This window comes from Streptomyces sp. NPDC058464 (genome assembly GCF_042721035.1).
In the GTDB taxonomy this organism is placed as follows: Bacteria; Actinomycetota; Actinomycetes; order Streptomycetales; family Streptomycetaceae; genus Streptomyces.
Genome location: NZ_JBHXMA010000008.1, coordinates 186,385 through 201,348 on the forward strand (window position 1 = coordinate 186,385; position 14,964 = coordinate 201,348).

At 69.4% G+C, this 14,964-nt stretch carries 13 protein-coding genes and 2 pseudogenes; 4 read left to right on the forward strand and 11 right to left on the reverse strand.

Going from position 1 to position 14,964, the window contains the following annotated elements:
- Window positions 1–368 precede the first annotated feature (368 nt).
- Window positions 369–617 (forward strand): hypothetical protein, encoded by a 249-nt coding sequence (locus ACFWPQ_RS13855; RefSeq protein ID WP_384032971.1) that lies wholly within the window; start codon window positions 369–371, stop codon window positions 615–617.
- On the opposite strand, the pseudogene ACFWPQ_RS13860 reads toward ACFWPQ_RS13855, so the two are convergent.
- The 4 genes and pseudogenes from ACFWPQ_RS13860 to ACFWPQ_RS13875 form a co-directional block, all read right to left on the reverse strand.
- Window positions 587–852 (reverse strand): annotated as a pseudogene (locus tag ACFWPQ_RS13860) (cytidine deaminase); the annotation flags it as partial. The gene ACFWPQ_RS13855 and the pseudogene ACFWPQ_RS13860 overlap by 31 nt on opposite strands.
- A gap of 22 nt (window positions 853–874) precedes the next feature.
- A complete protein-coding gene (locus ACFWPQ_RS13865) occupies window positions 875–2,548 on the reverse strand; it encodes a caspase domain-containing protein (protein WP_384032973.1) in 1,674 nt (557 codons plus the stop codon).
- A gap of 2 nt (window positions 2,549–2,550) precedes the next feature.
- Complete coding sequence (locus ACFWPQ_RS13870) at window positions 2,551–2,961, reverse strand: hypothetical protein (protein WP_384032976.1); 411 nt, start codon at window positions 2,959–2,961, stop codon at window positions 2,551–2,553.
- A gap of 196 nt (window positions 2,962–3,157) precedes the next feature.
- Window positions 3,158–3,448: a GntR family transcriptional regulator gene (locus ACFWPQ_RS13875; protein ID WP_384033221.1), complete on the reverse strand. Its 291-nt coding sequence runs from the start codon at window positions 3,446–3,448 to the stop codon at window positions 3,158–3,160.
- On the opposite strand from ACFWPQ_RS13875, the pseudogene ACFWPQ_RS13880 reads away from it, so the two are divergent.
- A pseudogene (locus ACFWPQ_RS13880) lies at window positions 3,360–3,554 on the forward strand (hypothetical protein); the annotation flags it as partial. The gene ACFWPQ_RS13875 and the pseudogene ACFWPQ_RS13880 overlap by 89 nt on opposite strands.
- A 24-nt stretch (window positions 3,555–3,578) precedes the next feature.
- Window positions 3,579–4,274, forward strand: a complete 696-nt coding sequence (locus tag ACFWPQ_RS13885) for a hypothetical protein (protein WP_384033224.1) — start codon at window positions 3,579–3,581, stop codon at window positions 4,272–4,274.
- Between the two features lie 30 nt (window positions 4,275–4,304).
- On the opposite strand, the gene ACFWPQ_RS13890 is transcribed toward ACFWPQ_RS13885, so the two are convergent.
- The 6 genes from ACFWPQ_RS13890 to ACFWPQ_RS13915 form a co-directional block, all read right to left on the reverse strand.
- On the reverse strand, window positions 4,305–4,853 hold the full coding sequence (locus tag ACFWPQ_RS13890; RefSeq protein ID WP_384032979.1) for a hypothetical protein: 549 nt from the start codon (window positions 4,851–4,853) through the stop codon (window positions 4,305–4,307).
- Window positions 4,850–5,551, reverse strand: a complete 702-nt coding sequence (locus tag ACFWPQ_RS13895) for a hypothetical protein (protein ID WP_384032982.1) — start codon at window positions 5,549–5,551, stop codon at window positions 4,850–4,852. Before ACFWPQ_RS13895 ends, ACFWPQ_RS13890 begins: the two co-directional genes overlap by 4 nt.
- Complete coding sequence (locus ACFWPQ_RS13900) at window positions 5,548–6,120, reverse strand: hypothetical protein (protein WP_384032985.1); 573 nt, start codon at window positions 6,118–6,120, stop codon at window positions 5,548–5,550. Before ACFWPQ_RS13900 ends, ACFWPQ_RS13895 begins: the two co-directional genes overlap by 4 nt.
- Before the next feature lie 13 nt (window positions 6,121–6,133).
- Window positions 6,134–7,408, reverse strand: a complete 1,275-nt coding sequence (locus tag ACFWPQ_RS13905) for a putative T7SS-secreted protein (protein WP_384032987.1) — start codon at window positions 7,406–7,408, stop codon at window positions 6,134–6,136.
- 2 nt (window positions 7,409–7,410) lie between these two features.
- The gene (locus ACFWPQ_RS13910) at window positions 7,411–7,722 is read right to left on the reverse strand and encodes a type VII secretion target (protein ID WP_384032990.1); all 312 of its coding nucleotides are present in this window, start codon (window positions 7,720–7,722) and stop codon (window positions 7,411–7,413) included.
- Window positions 7,723–7,853: 131 nt separating this feature from the next.
- The gene (locus tag ACFWPQ_RS13915; RefSeq protein ID WP_046726478.1) at window positions 7,854–8,156 is read right to left on the reverse strand and encodes a WXG100 family type VII secretion target; all 303 of its coding nucleotides are present in this window, start codon (window positions 8,154–8,156) and stop codon (window positions 7,854–7,856) included.
- Window positions 8,157–8,397: 241 nt separating this feature from the next.
- Between ACFWPQ_RS13915 and ACFWPQ_RS13920 the strand changes: the two genes are divergently transcribed.
- Window positions 8,398–12,972 carry an FtsK/SpoIIIE domain-containing protein gene (locus ACFWPQ_RS13920; RefSeq protein WP_384032993.1) on the forward strand — a complete coding sequence of 1,525 codons (4,575 nt, stop codon included), beginning with the start codon at window positions 8,398–8,400 and terminating at the stop codon, window positions 12,970–12,972.
- 26 nt (window positions 12,973–12,998) lie between these two features.
- Here ACFWPQ_RS13920 and ACFWPQ_RS13925 read toward each other — a convergent pair whose 3' ends face one another.
- Window positions 12,999–14,741 carry a serine/threonine-protein kinase gene (locus tag ACFWPQ_RS13925; protein WP_384032996.1) on the reverse strand — a complete coding sequence of 581 codons (1,743 nt, stop codon included), beginning with the start codon at window positions 14,739–14,741 and terminating at the stop codon, window positions 12,999–13,001.
- Window positions 14,742–14,964: the final 223 nt, after the last annotated feature.

Sequence of the window (14,964 nt, forward strand, 5' to 3'; positions counted from 1 at the left end):
GCTGGGGTACATGTCCCTGAGCGCCTTGACCTGGCCCTTGTCCCAGTCGCTGTGGTGCACCTGCCCGCCCTTGATCAGGCCGTAGTTCCCTGAACGGTGGGCATAGGCGGCCTCAATCGTCATTGCTGCTCCCCTTCGTGTCAGGCGGCGTGTGCCGCCGTCAGCCGGTCGGGGCCCAGCGAGCCGGGCCCGCCGCCAAGGAGAGCATGATCATTATTGGGGTCAGTCCAGAACCGTGCGCCGGAGACCGCGAACCCCTCGAACGGGGGAAGACGCCCCGGCCTGGCAGAACAAGCCGACCGAGCACCTCTGCCACGAGGCGCCCCAGCTCTGAACAGGCGGCTGATTGCCGTGCGCGTGGAGCGGGCGTGCGGCCGGACGAGGGCGCGATGGCTTTGTCCCAGTCGGACGTGATGCGGTTGCTGGAGTCACTGCATACGGCCGACGCAGTTGAGACGATCAGGGTGCTGTGCGAGCGCATCCTGCAGGAGCTCATCAAGGCCGAGGCCACCCGTGCCGCATCGAGCAACGTTCGCCCTGTTGTCCGCCGATGGTGCCGGCTCGTGCTGAGTGGCGCGGTCTGCTCGGCGTCGAGCTGGTGGTCGGCCCAGACGTAGCTCTCGGGCAGCAAGTCGGTGACAAGGACGGTTCGGAGGCGGTCTTCTTCGCCGACGACGACCCTGAGGGCGGGAAGGTAGTCGAGAAGGACCTGATGGCACCGGCCGCACGGGGGGGAACGACCCCTCGGTCGCGGTCATCCACGGCGACAATCATGTCCAGCTCGTAGGCGCCCCTCCGCAAGCTCCCTCCGGTCACATCTGTTGTGTTTCGGGCAGTGAACCTGCCCGGCCGGGTGGCTTAGGGCAGGCAATCGCTATCTCGCGCTCCGCTTCAGGTACGCCCACAACACGGTCAGCAATGCGACAGCGTCCAGCCCCAGCCAAAGGTATTCGCCATGCGCGGCGGAGGGAGCAAAGCTCCAGAAGAAGATCTCGTGGTACAGCACCACGGCCAGCCAGCCGCCCACGAGTCCCGAGGCCAACTCGACTGGCCGGACAAGAAGCGCGGCGAGTGGTGCTGCGGACGTGAGGACGCCGGTAACCACCCATGTCAACGGCGTGCTCCACCCGGTCGCGTCGAAGTCCAGACGGGCCGAGAGGTACAACCCGGCCGCGGCCAGCGTCAGGGCAGTCGCAGCGGCGGGCGTCCGCCACAGCACGGGACGCTGCAGCCGCGCCGGCGGTCTCATCCGGACGATCGCGAAGGCTACGGCGGCCAGGACGATACCCAGGAGGATGTAGCCGGCGATTTCCACCTCCCGGTCCCACTGGGTGAAAAACTCTTGGGAGGGGTTTTCGCTGAAGGACGAGAGCCGGGACGGAACCCCTCCGGCCACGTCGAGGCCGTACACCATCAGCACGGCCGCGCCGGACCACGCGATCTTCCCGCGCTGAGCACACAGCCGCCACGTGACCACACCGGCCAGCAGGTAGAACGCCGGCACTGTGAGGTCGGCAAGGGGCACCACGGACGTTGACGCGTTCCTCTGCCACTCCTCGACACTCGTCACGACGCTGTAGTCACTCGCCATGACGTCATAGACGGAGGCGGCCAATGACGGAAGCACGCTGAGAAACATCGCCAACAGGAACAGCCGCCCGGCCACCCGCAGGAGCCGCGGGTCACCGCCTCGCACCTCGCCTTCGTCTGGCGGAACCGGCCAGGGCAGCTCTGACGGGGTCGTCGGCCGGGGCGCCTCGGGCCCGGTCCGGAGCGGTGGCACGACCGGCCGGATGCCGGCCGAGGCCGCACTGACGGCGGGGTTCCGGCTCAGTGCCAGCAGGTCGGCAGTCCCCGTTCCGCGCTGACGGGGAAGGGGCAGTCCACGTGCCGTCGCAGTGTGGAGGAGTCGGCGGTAGATCTCGCCGTACGTGAGGAATTCCGGCCCGGAGGGGATACCGGTGCGCAGCAACCGCAGCAGTTCGCCGGTGAAGGCCGTGTGCGCGGCCCCGGTGGGGGCGAGTGCCACGGCGTTGACCGGAGTCGAGGTCAGGACGTATGTGCCCTCGATGCCGACTTGGCCGAGGATGGTGTTCTCCTCGCCGGCCATGTCCTGGATGGCACGCCCGCTGAAGCAGCAGTCGAGGATGACGACGCGGTTGGCGGCCGGGCAGTCGGCGAGCACGTCGCGCAGCAGGTCGAATGCCAGGGCGCTGACCTTGAGTTCGTCCGGAACGGTCTCCGCGAGGCTCAGGTAGAGCTCGTTACGGGGCCCGGTCTGGCCGTGGCCGGTGAAGTACACGAGGAAGGTGTCCTCGGCGGCAGCGGCGTACCGACGCAGGGTACGGAAGAGCGTGCGCGGATCGCTCGGGTCCGGCACGATCAGGCATCGCTCCGCGGGCAGTCCGCCGAGGGCCGGGTCGGTCAGGATGTCGCTGAGGTCCTGGAGGTTGTTGCCGACGGCGGGCAGATCCGGCAGCCGGTCGGAGCGGTACGTTCCGGTGCCGATGAGTACCGCGTAGGACCGCTGAGGATCGGGCAGGCGCACGGCTAACGTCCTTGGGCGTCACTCGCGCCAGCGGGTGGCGGGCCATCCGGGGCCGACTGCCCTTCGAGCGCCAGTCTCAGCAGTTGCTCCGCTTCCTCCGCCCGCGCCGACGTCACCGTCACACTGCGGCCGTCCCCGGTGGTCAGCGTGACCGTCGTGTGCGCGTTGCCCTGTGCGCGCCGTTGGCCGAGCCACAAGGAAAGCGACTGGGCCATCAGGCTGGTGAGCGCACCAATGGTGCCCGTGACCACGCTCTCGACGACCAGTTCGCCCAGCGAGCCCATAGTCCCCACCTGCGGCGGGGATGTGTCGTGACGGACGCGGCCCCGTAGTGCGGGCTCCTGCCGCAGCCAGTCCAGCAGCGACTCCTCGGCTGCTGTGTCCCCGTGCACCACGATGCGGATCTTATTCACCCTGCTCCCCCAGCAGACCCTCACGGCGCGTCCTCGTGGACGCCCGTGACTCCCCTCACGTGTGGTGCCGATGTTGCCACGAAGCGTCACACTCCGGCAGCCACTTGCCGGTAATCAGCCTCACCGACAAGATCACCGACTGATCGATACTTCAGCCCAGTGGACGTGACCGCCGAGTAGCCAAAGGGACGCCCGTTCAGCCGGCTCTGTATGGCTCCTGGACCTGCACAAACGTGCACTTGATCGGGACCGTGATGACAAGACCCTGGTCCCGGAGCTCACGCACGGCCCGGCGGGCGGTGTTGATGGCAACCGCGTACTTCTCGGCGAGTTCACGTTCAGCGGGAAGCCTTGCACCCACCGGCAGACACCGATGCGGATATGCTCCGCGATGTGGAAAGGGCAAGTCCGGTCGGACCCCGCCCTGCGGAATCAAGTACCTGCGCTCGTCCGGCAACGGCACATACGGCCTGAAAGCGACCGTCACCTGGCAGATCAGCTGGTCGGGAACCTGTGGCGCGAGCGACGACCTGCCGAACGGCACCTTCGGAACGACCCAGGACGTCAAGGTCCAGGAAGCCCCGGCCGTCAACCTCCGAGAGGACCCTTCTCCACACGTGAGCAGGAAGACTTTGGCCGAGCATGTGCAGGGCAGTCTCGGCGCTCCGGTGGACGCTGCCGCCTGGTGCACCATCGGCAGGATCCCCGAACCGCCCGCCGACATGCACCGGGCGGCCGGATCGGGGCCATTGCGCCCCGCCCTCATGAGGCCGCTCGGCATGCTTGGCGTCGCTCTGGGAGCACCCCTGCTTCTCATCGGTGAGTTTTTCGGCCTCCTCGCTGCGGGCGAGGAAGCTCTCAAACGCCTGCTGTCGACCACAGGGGAACAAGAACGTCACCGGGCCGCGAAGCTCGACGAGAAGCGGCGGGACGAGGCCATCATCGAACTCGGCCTCGACAAGACCTTCGACGGGGACTGGAGCAGGGCCGCCGGCCGCCTCCTCCTGCGGTGGTACAGCCATTCCTCCCACCATCAGCGCCTGGTCGCGCTTGCCGGTAACCGCGTCCTGCTGGCTGCTCCGCCCAAACGCGTTTCCGTGCGCCGCGACGCGCTCATGCACGTCGTCACGGAGATTCCCGCCGGGGACGCCGTCATTGAAGATCCCCTCCCCGCCTTCGGGAACGACAGGCTGCTCCTGCGCTTCAGGGACGGCTCGTGGCTCACCCTGACGACCGAGGAGACGCGAAGCGAGGTACACATGCACGTGATGCGGCAGTCCCGATGGGGGGCTCGGCCACACGCCGAAGACTGAGGCCTCGTGGCGCTCGGGCAGCGGTGGGTCTCAGACCCACCGCAGCGAGTGGGCCATGGCATCACACAGTTCGCCCATGGGCCCCTCGGTGCCGCTCAGCGGCAGTGCGAAGGCCAGCTGGAGGTAGCCCACACCAGCGGGCATGCGGACGTGGAAGTCCAGAGTCCTTGCCGTGCGCACACGGACCGTCCGCCCCGCCGGCAACACGACTGCCACCACCTCGGCTTCACTCCCCTGGCGTCGGTCCAGCATCTGAGCAAAGTCATCGGCCTCCGGCGCCAGCCCGGGTGGCGTCGGCGCCATGGAGATCAGCAGGGATGCCGGAAGTACCGAGACGCCGGGAGCCTCAGCCTTGAGGAAGAACTCCAACGCTCCTTGTGCTCTCGCGTGTTCGGCGGTGTTGCGCAGACTTGTCCAGACGCCATGTGCGGATTCCGCGGATGCCCCTCCGTCCGCCGATGCCTTGTCCACGAAGGTCTTCAGCTGTTGGCGCCATCGCTCGCGCACCAGGTCGACCCGGAACCAGTCACGAGGTACGAGGAGCCGGTAGTCGGAGGGTGGGGTCTCGACTCCGGTCACTCCCTGGCCTCGGAGGTGATCAGGCGCGAGCCGTCGGCCCTGAAGAGCCGCAGACTGCTGACGGTGTTGCCGAACATCGTGGAGAAGACGTCCCATCCGGTCATCGTGGGAGTCTGCATCTCCATGATGACCGTGGTGTCGTTCGGAAGCGGGACGTAAACGCGTATGTACCAGGTCGGAAAGTCGGCAGGCCGGCCGTCGTCCGCCAATTCGCCGGTGAGTTTGATGTCCCGGGATCCGATGCACGACACCGCCAGACCGCAGGGCAGTTCGATCTCGGACACCTCACCGGTGCCCGTCCGGCGAAGCCCTGAGGCAAGCTCCTTGATCGCTCCCGGGACCCCGCCGGCCGTCTCCGGGCTGTCGGTGAGGGAGACGAAGACGGTGGCCGTGCACAGCGACTCGTCGACCGCCGTCACGCAGATGCTCGCGTAATCCACGGCGTCCGCCATGAGGTCTCCGGTGGACAGAGCGCAGATCACCGCGAACCGCGTCCGGTCCTCCTCGCTCGCCCCGGGAAGCGCCTTGTCCGCCAGTTCTTCCAGGAGCCGGACGGCCTCGTCCTCGTCCCTTTCCTGAACCGGAAGATCATGGAAGATCTCGGGCATCACCCACCGGACGTTGATGTCGTCCGCGTGGATTGCCGACGGAGCGGCATGGGTCGGTACGAACTCGGGCAGTTCGATGTCAGTCGTCACGCGGGCCGTTCCTCATCGGGGATCGGGCGGTCGGCTGCTTCGGGAAAGAACTTTCGCGATGACGCGTACATCCCGTAGTAGGGGTAGAGAGACGGGATGTCGGCACCTCCCCGTCGAGCGATGGTGACGATCTGACGGTAGAGACGAACCCTGCAGCGCATGTTCCGCACGGTGTGGTTGCGAAGGTCGGGCAATCGAAGCAGGAAGATTCCCACCGAAAAGGCGATGAGCAGCAGCGCGTCCCCGGCGATGAAGGCGATCTGGAATGCACGGGACTTCTCGGAGGCAACCAGGTCCCAGAACGGCCAGGCACCGAAGCCCAGCACGAGGATCGGAATCGCGAGGAGGCATCCGAGGACGCTGCCCTTTTCTGTGTCCTCACGCCTCTGGAAAAGCAGCCAGTGCACGGCCCGGTCATCGAGGAAGTCGAACTGGACTTCTCGGCCGTACTGTTCGGCAGCAGCCTTCGCGGCCGGAACAGCCGCGATGACCGATGAGGGGATCATCTCCCGGACAGCACCCGAGTCGTCGACGAACGTTCCGGCGTCAAGCGTGTTGTAGTCACCCACGAGTCAGTTCTCCTCAGCCAACTGGCGCCAAAGCGGCGTGGAACGACGTCGAAGACGGGCTGGGCTGCGGAGTCCTCGGCGCTGACGGCTTTGCACTGCTGGGGGGACCGGGCGTCGGAGCCGGGGCCGGACTGGGTCGGGGCTCCCCACGCGGCGCAGTGGCCTTGTCGTCGCCGTCATTTCCGCCGAACCCCGCTATGCCAAGCTGGACGCCGAGGTTGGCCACCGCACCACCCTTGATGAAGCGGGTGAGTACCTCCGGCTCGAAACCGGCCTCCGGGAGCACGTTGATACCCCTCTTCGAGAGGATCTTGGAGGCCATGGTCACGCCCTTGTTGATGTTCTTCACGGCGAAGCCATTGGTGAAGGCCGTCCAGATCCCTTCCCGGGCCGCCAGCAGACGCAGCCCCTTCGCCGCCTTGAGGCCCTTGAGCGCGCCGAGTCCGGGGAAGATCCCCAGGACATCCATACCGATGGCGAGGTAATCGATCTTCCCGCCACGCGCGAACACGTCATAGAGGCGCGCTGTCAGGGCAGTGGCGCTCAGTGCGGAGGCCATGGCGATGAGCAGGACCGCCAAGGTACCGCCTGACAGAACGACCGCCGCGAGCAGGGCCAGAGCGCCCACGATCGTGGCCGCCGTGGAGATCCAGTCCGCATGGTCGGCAAGCCAGTTCATGATCCCGCCGGGATCGTGGATCTTGTCGTGCCAGATGACGTTCTTGATTCTCCTGGAAGCACGACTGGCGGCCTCGTTGCGTATGACCGTCGCCTGCATGATCTTCTTCGCGGCTTCGGTCATGAGCTCCGAAGCATCGTCCTGCTTCTTCTGCTGCTTGCTGTGTTCCACCGCTTCGTCGCCGGTCAGCACCTTCCCCTTGTTCGGGTCCAGAATCTTCCCGGCGGCCTTGTAGTCGGCCTCGTGCTCGCGGTACTCCTTCAGGCCTCTGTCCGCCAGCCGCTGTGCCCGGTGCAGTTCGCTGGCGTACTCGTCCGACTCACCGCCGTCCTCGCGAACCTTCGTGCCGACCGCGCCGGCTGCGCCGTCATAGCGGTCGTACACCTGCTTGAGCCGTCCAGCGGTGTCACCGGCGATCTCGTGAAAGGCGCGGCCGGCGTCACTGTCCCACTCGTCGACCGAGGCGAGCGCCCGGATGTTGCGTGCCTGTTTGTCGATCTCATCGGCCATGCCGCGGAGCTTCTTGCCGAGCTTTGCGATCTCGTACGGGTCTCCGGGCACCGGGTCCGAGTCGTACAACGGCGACCAGTCCTTCGGACGGGCTGTCACGACTACTTCTCCCTCGTCCCGCTCTTCTTGGCACCGCGGAGGGCTTCGGCAAGCTGGTGATCGATGTCTTCGTAAGCCTTGGCCGCCTCAGCGGTGTACTTGGCGAGGCTCTCGATGTCCTTCATGAGCTTTTTACGGCTCTTCTTCCAGTTGTCGGAGAACTCGTCGAAGGCATCCCGCAAGTTTCCGACGCCAAGTTCGTCACCGTAGTCCTCCGCCGGATTGCCGTGTTCCTTGAACTCACGATGGATCCGGTAAAGCGAGTTCGAGCACTCCTTGATCAGGTCAAGGTCGTATCGCGTCCTGTCCGCCACTGGCCCAGACTTCCTGCCCACTCGGTCACGTAAGAAAGACGACGGTCTCCGCAAGTCGGGCAAACCGCAAGTGCGATGGGGTGCGTCAAGCACCCCATCGCACTCAAGCACTATGCCAATTGCGGACTTTACTAACCCTTGGCCTGCTTCGCCAGCTGGTCGTCCAGCTGCTCGTACGCTTCCTTGGCCTTCTTCAGGAAGTCGGACAGCCCGTGCAGGCCCTGGATCGTCTTCGTCGCGCCCTTCGTGAAGTCCTTCATGGAGTCGTCGTACGCTCCCGAGGCCTTCTGGGTGGTGAAGCCGTTCTCCACCAGGGCGGAGACGCGCTTCTCGACGTTCTTGATCTTGTCCTCAAGCTCGTGCATGTCCTTGATCAGGTCGCCGGCGACCTTCTCCATCTCGGCATATGTGAGATCCGTGTCTTTGCTGGCCATGACGGCTCCCTCCCGTTGGTGTGGCCTCAGGGCCTTCCCCCGTGGCACCCTTCGCGCGGATCCTTGGCCATGACATGGCCGTCCGCACGAGCAAAGATCCTACGGGGGTGACGCGTGGGACCGCACGGTCCTTGTGCGGCGGAATCGTGGAACCGCACACATCCCGTTGCACCCGGGAAAGAGCGGGCGGCTAAGGTCACTTCCACTGTGTTGGGTGTTGTCGGCGTGTTGGGGGACGAACGTGCGCCTGAGTCTGACCGTCGTCGACCCGGTCGGCGGTGCCACCGCCGACGTCGTGCTCGACGCGGATCCCGAGTCGACCGTCGGTGACGTGGCCCGGGAGTTGGCCCGGCAGGTGGGGGTGGGATACCCGGAGAGCCAGGGCGGGGCGCAGGTCATACCCATCGGGGCGTCGAGGGGCGCCGCGCCCTTCCAGGCCGCCGGGCCGCACGCCTACGTCGACGGGTACGCCCTCGACCCCGCCGCCACCGTTGTCGGTTCGCCGCTGCGGGACGGTGTCGTCGTCAGCCTCCACGACCCCGCCGGGTGCCTGCTCGGCGAGCCCACCGGCATCGTGGAGTTCCGGGTCGCCGGCGGTCCCGCCGCCGGCGCCGTGCACCGGCTCGGCGTCGGCCGGTACGACATCGGCACCGGGGCCGCCTCCCATCTCCGCGTCGAGGACCCCGAGTTGCCGGCCCGCGCCGCCACCCTCACCATCGCCATCGACGGCACCTGCAAAGTGCAGACACATACCGAAGACGCCCGACTGGACGGGGAGGAGTTCCGGAGCGGCGGCGACTGGCCCCTCAACTCCCAGCTCGGACTGGGCAACACGCTGTTGGAGATCACCGGGTACGCGCCGCCCAACGCCGCGCTCAAGTGGTCCGACGACGGTACCGGGCTCGACTACAACCGGCCGCCGCGGCTGCGTCCCGCCGACCGGCAGACGCACTTCTCCCTGCCCAACCCGCCCGGCGACTACGAGGCCCGTCCGCTGCCCTGGCTGATGGCGCTGCTGCCGCTCGTCGGCGCGGTCGTGTCCGTCTTCATGTTCCATCGCTGGTACTACCTGATCATGGCCGTGATGAGCCCGATCATGCTCTTCGGCAACTACTTCATGGACAAGAAGCACGGCAGGAAGTCACACGCCAAGCAGCTCAAGGAGTACAAGGAGCACAAGGCCCGGATCGAGGAGGAGGCGCAGGAGGCCCTCGTCGCCGAACGGACCGAACGGCGGGGGGCGGTGCCGGATCCGGCGGCCGTGCTGACGTACGGCACCGGGCCGCGGACGCGGCTGTGGGAGCGGCGGCGCACGGACGCCGACCATCTGCTGATCCGGTTCGGCACCGGGCGCGTGCCCTCCGAGGTCGAGCTGGACGACCCCGAGCAGGACGAGCACAAGCGCAAGGTCCGCTGGTACATCGAGGACGCCCCGGTCGGCCTGTCGCTGCGCGACCTCGGGGTGATCGGGGTCGCCGGACCGGGGGACTCGGCGCATGCGCTGGGGCGTTGGGCCGTCGCCCAGACCGCCGTCCTGCACAGCCCGATGGACGTGCAGTTCTACGTCCTCACCGACAACGACGCCGGTGACCGGTGGGACTGGGTGCGTTGGCTGCCGCACTCCCGGCCGGGTGGCGGGCAGGACGTGAACGTCCTCATCGGCACCGACTCCGAGACCGTCGGCGCCCGCGTCGGCGAACTCACCCAGCTCCTCGACGGCCGGCAGAAGGCCCTGCAGCAGGGCGGGCGCAGCAAGGTCGACGGGCCCGCCTTCGCCGACCCGGACATCGTGGTGGTGTGGGACGGGTCGCGGCGGCTGCGGTCCATGCCCGGTGTCGTACGGCTGCTGAAGGAGGGGCCGGGCGTCGCCATCCGCTCCCTCTGCCTCGACGAGGAGGAGCGCTTCCTGCCCGGGGAGTGCCAGGGCGTCGTGGTCGCCGAGCCGCGGACCGCCGGCAAGGAGACGGCCGCGCAGGCAACTCCCGTCCCCCAGCAGGCCGTCGGCGGCTTCCCCTCCTTCCAGGCCTGGCATCCGCAGCAGGGCGGCGGTGCGGAACAGGAGCCGCAGGACCTGGAGTTGCGGCTGCGCGTCGAGCAGAGCGGGGCGCTGCGCAAGCTGAACGTACGGCCCGACCTCGTCTCCGCCGCCTGGTGCGGCCGGCTCGCCCGCTCGCTCTCCCCGCTCCGGGACATCAGCGGCGAGAGCGAGGACTCCGCGCTGCCCGCCGCGAGCCGGCTGCTCGACGTGCTCCAGCTGGAGCCGCCCACGCGCGACGCGATCGCCGCGCGATGGCGGATGGGCGGGCAGTCGACGATGGCCGTCATCGGGGAGTCGTACGACGGGCCGTTCGGCATCGACCTGCGGCGGGACGGGCCGCACGGGCTCATCGCCGGTACCACCGGTTCCGGCAAGTCCGAGCTGCTCCAGACCATCGTGGCCGCGCTGGCCGTCGCCAACACCCCCGAGAACATGACCTTCGTGCTCGTCGACTACAAGGGCGGCTCGGCGTTCAAGGACTGCGTGAAGCTGCCGCACACCGTGGGCATGGTCACCGACCTCGACGCCCATCTCGTGGAGCGGGCCCTGGAGTCGCTGGGCGCGGAGCTGAAGCGGCGCGAGCACATCCTCGCCGCCGCCGACGCCAAGGACATCGAGGACTACCAGGACCTCGTCAAGAGAGATCCCTCTCGCTCCCCCGTCCCCCGACTGCTCATCGTCATCGACGAGTTCGCGTCGATGGTGCGCGATCTGCCCGACTTCGTCACGGGACTTGTGAACATCGCCCAGCGGGGGCGGTCGCTCGGGATCCACCTGCTGCTCGCCACCCAGCGGCCCTCCGGTGTGGTGTCCCCCGAGATCCGCGCCAACACCAACCTCCGGATCGCGCTGCGTGTGACCGACGCCGGTGAGTCCACCGACGTCATCGACGCGCCCGACGCCGGGCACATCGCGAAGAGCACGCCGGGCCGGGCGTACGTCCGGCTCGGGCACGCCTCGCTGGTCCCCTTCCAGTCGGGACGGGTGGGAGGCCGGCGGCCCGGTGCCGCGGACCCGGCCACGCTCGCGCCCTGGGCAGGGGCGCTGTCCTGGCAGGACCTCGGACGGGCCGCGCTGCGCAAGCCGAAGTCCGAGGCGAAGGAGGACGACGAGATCACCGACCTGAAGGTGCTCGTCGACGCCGTGCGCGAGGCCAACACCGCCCTCCGGGTCCCCGCCCAGCACTCGCCGTGGCTGCCCGCCCTCGACGACATGCTGCTGCTCGACGACGTGCCGGCCGTGCAGGCGCAGGGCGCGCTGCCCGCCGCCGCCTACGGTGTCGAGGACCTGCCCGCCGAGCAGGCCCGGCGCGCGGTCGCCGTCGACTTCGCGACCTTCGGGCATCTGATCGTCGCCGGTGCCCCGCGCACCGGACGGTCCCAGGTGCTGCGCACCATCGCCGGTTCGCTGGCCCGCACCAACTCCTGTGCCGACGTGCACCTGTACGGCATCGACTGCGGCAACGGCGCGCTGAACGCGCTGACCCGGCTGCCGCACTGCGGTGCCGTCGTCAGCCGTAACCAGACCGAGCGGGTCGAACGGCTCATGGCCCGCCTCTCCGGCGAGCTGAGCCGCCGTCAGGAGCTGCTCGCGGACCGCGGGTTCGCGGACATCGGCGAGCAGCGGGCGGCCGTGCCGGAGGCGGAGCGGCTGCCGCACATCGTGCTGCTCCTGGACCGCTGGGAGGGCTGGCTGCCCACCCTCGGCGAGATCAACCACGGCGACCTCACCGACCGGATCATGGTGATGATGCGGGAGGGCGCGAGCGTCGGCATCCATCTCGTCCTCACCGGTGACCGGCAGATCCTGGCCGGCCGGATCTCCTCCCTCACCGAGGACAAGTACGGTCTGCGGCTCGCCGACCGAGCCGACTTCTCGATGCTGGACATCAACTCCCGCAAGGTTCCCGAGGAGATCCCGCCGGGCCGCGCCTTCCGCAGCGAGACGGCCGCCGAGACGCAGTTCGCGCTGCTCTCCGCGGACACCACCGGCCAGGGGCAGGCCGCCGCGATCGGCGCGATCGGCGAGGCAGCCGACGCCCGGGACGCGCAGGTGCCGCGCTCCCGGCGGCCGTTCCGGGTCGACGTGCTGCCCGTCCGGATCTCCTTCGAGGAGGCCTGGGCGATGCGGGACCCGGCCGCGGCGGCTTCCCCGCTGTGGGCCCTGGTGGGCGTGGGCGGCGACGAACTCACCGCCTTCGGGCCCGACCTGGCACAGGGCGTGCCCGCCTTCGTCATCGGCGGCCCCGCCAAGTCCGGCCGCTCCACCGCCCTGTTGGGCTTCGCCCGCTCCTACCTGGCCAACGGCGTGCGGATCGTCGTCGCCGCGCCCCGGCAGTCGCCGCTGCGCGAACTCGACGGCCAGGAAGGCGTGCTGAAGGTCTTCACCGGCCGGGACGTGGACGAGGACGAGCTGACGGAGGTGCTGGCGTCGGCGTCGCCCGCCGAGCCGATCGTGGTGCTGGTCGACGACGCCGAGGTGCTGGACGACTGCGACGCCGAGGACGTCTTCAAGCGGATCGTGGAGCGCGGCGCCGAGGAGGGGCTGGCCGTCGTCATCGCCGGTGACGAGGACGAGATCTGCGACGGCTTCTCCGGCTGGCAGGTCGACGCCAAGAAGGCCCGCCGTGGCATCCTGCTCTCCCCGCAGGAGTCCGGCTCCGGTGAGCTGATCGGCATCCGGACCACCCGCGCCATGGTGGGCGGCCCCATCCAGCCCGGCAAGGGCATGCTGCACCTGGGCAGCGGCGAGCACGTCACGGTGACGACCCCGCAGTAGCGGTCGTAGGCCGGAGGCGGGGGTGGTCAGTCCCCCTTCTTCGACATCACCGCCACCGGGTTCCCCTCCGCCGAACTGTCCGACGTGTAGACCAGGTCGCCGTGGCTCGGGGTCAGGTAGACCGTGTTGGTGGCGGGGTCGCAGCCGTCGTGGTTGCCCTTGGCGCCCGTGGAGGAGGCGACGAGCTTGGTGGCCGTCACCGACCTCAGGGTCAGGATGTCCGTGCAGACCCCGCCCAGCTGGTCGGTCTGGCGCAGGCGGCCCAGCTCCTTGCCGACCGCCGCCTGTTCGACGGTGACCCGGAAGGTGCCGATGGGCAGGTTGCCGGACAGCGCGGTGGCCGAGCCCTCCCAGGTGCCGAGGTAGGAGGCCGGGACCGCCCCGCCGGACGCGGACGGCGCGGACCCCGTGGACGACGTGGACGGCGCGGACGCCGAGGGCGACTTGGCGGCGGCTCCCGAGTCACTGCTCGTACTGCCGCCGTCGGACCCGAGGAACGGCTTCACCAGGAACCCCACCCCGACGGTGACCACCGCCAGCGCCGCGGCAACCGAGAGCGCGACCGTACAGCTCACCCGGCGCCCGCGCCCGTTCTCTCCCGGTACGGCGGTCGCGGCGACGCTCACGGACACCTTCCCGGGCGCCGGCGGCACCCCGTCCCGCGGCTCGGGTACGACCGTGGGCGACGCCGGTACGACCGTGGGCGACGCCGTCGGCAGCTCCGGCAGGCCCGCGGGCGGCACCGTCGACGCGGGTCCCGCGGCGGACGGAACCGTCGACGGCGGCACAGTCGGCGGCGGTCCGAACTCCCCGCCCACCGACGGGGTGCCGAACTCCACCGGCCCGGACGGCGCCCCGACCCCCGCGGCCTCCGCCACCTCCAGGTTCAGCACCTCCACGGCGCTCCGGCTGACCCGTTCCACCAGCGCCCCCGGCAGCCACCCGCCCGCCATCAGCCGCGCGGCCCCCTCCGGAGCCAGCCGTCGCGCCACCTCCGCCGGGCCGGGCCGCCGCCCCGGCTCCTTCGAGAGGCACGCCTCGGCGACCTCGCGCAACTCACCGCTCAGCGCGCCGAGTTCGGGTTCCTCGTGGACGACCTTGTAGAGCAGGGCGGCCGAGGAGTCGCCCGGGAACGGCGGCTCCCCGTTCGCCGCGTAGGCGAGTACAGCGCCGAGGGAGAAGACGTCAGCCGCGCCCGTGGCGCCCTTGCCGAGGATCTGCTCCGGGGACATGTATCCGGGCGAGCCGATCGACACCCCCGACGACGTCAGCGACGCCGTGCCGTCGGTGGCCCGGGCGATGCCGAAGTCGATGAGCAGCGGGCCGTCCAGGGTCAGCAGCACGTTCGACGGCTTCACGTCCCGGTGCACCAGGCCCAGTTCGTGCACCGCCACCAGCGCCTCGGCCAGCCCCGCGCCCAGCGCCCGTACGGTGTGCGCGGGCAGCGGGCCGCCGTCGGTCACGGCGGCCGTCAGGGAGGGGCCGGCCGCGTAGGCGGTGGCGACCCAGGGCACGGGCGCGTCCGGGTCGGCGTCCAGGACGGGGGCCGTCCAGGCACCGCCGACCCGCCGGGCGGCGGCCACCTCACGGCGGAAGCGGGCGCGGAACTCCTCGTCCAGCGCGAAGTGCGGGTGCACGATCTTCACGGCGACGGAGCGGCCGCCAGCCGAACGGCCCAGATAGACGCGGCCCATGCCGCCGGAGCCGAGCCGGCCGAGCAGCCGGTACGGCCCGACGGCCGTGGGTTCGTCGCCCGCGAGCGGCTGCATGTGCCCTCACCCCCAGAGAGTTCGGCAGCAGCCTATTCGCTCCGGCGGTCGGGTAGTTCCTTTGCCGCGGGCCGGTGGGGGCCGGCCGCGCCCACGCGGCGGCAGCCGCATATCCGATACAGCCCCGCGCCCCTTACGGGGCGCTCCCCCCCCCCGCATGCGAAACAGCACCCCATCCCCGCCGGGCGGCCCCCCCCCCCGCCCACAACCCCCCCCCCCCCCC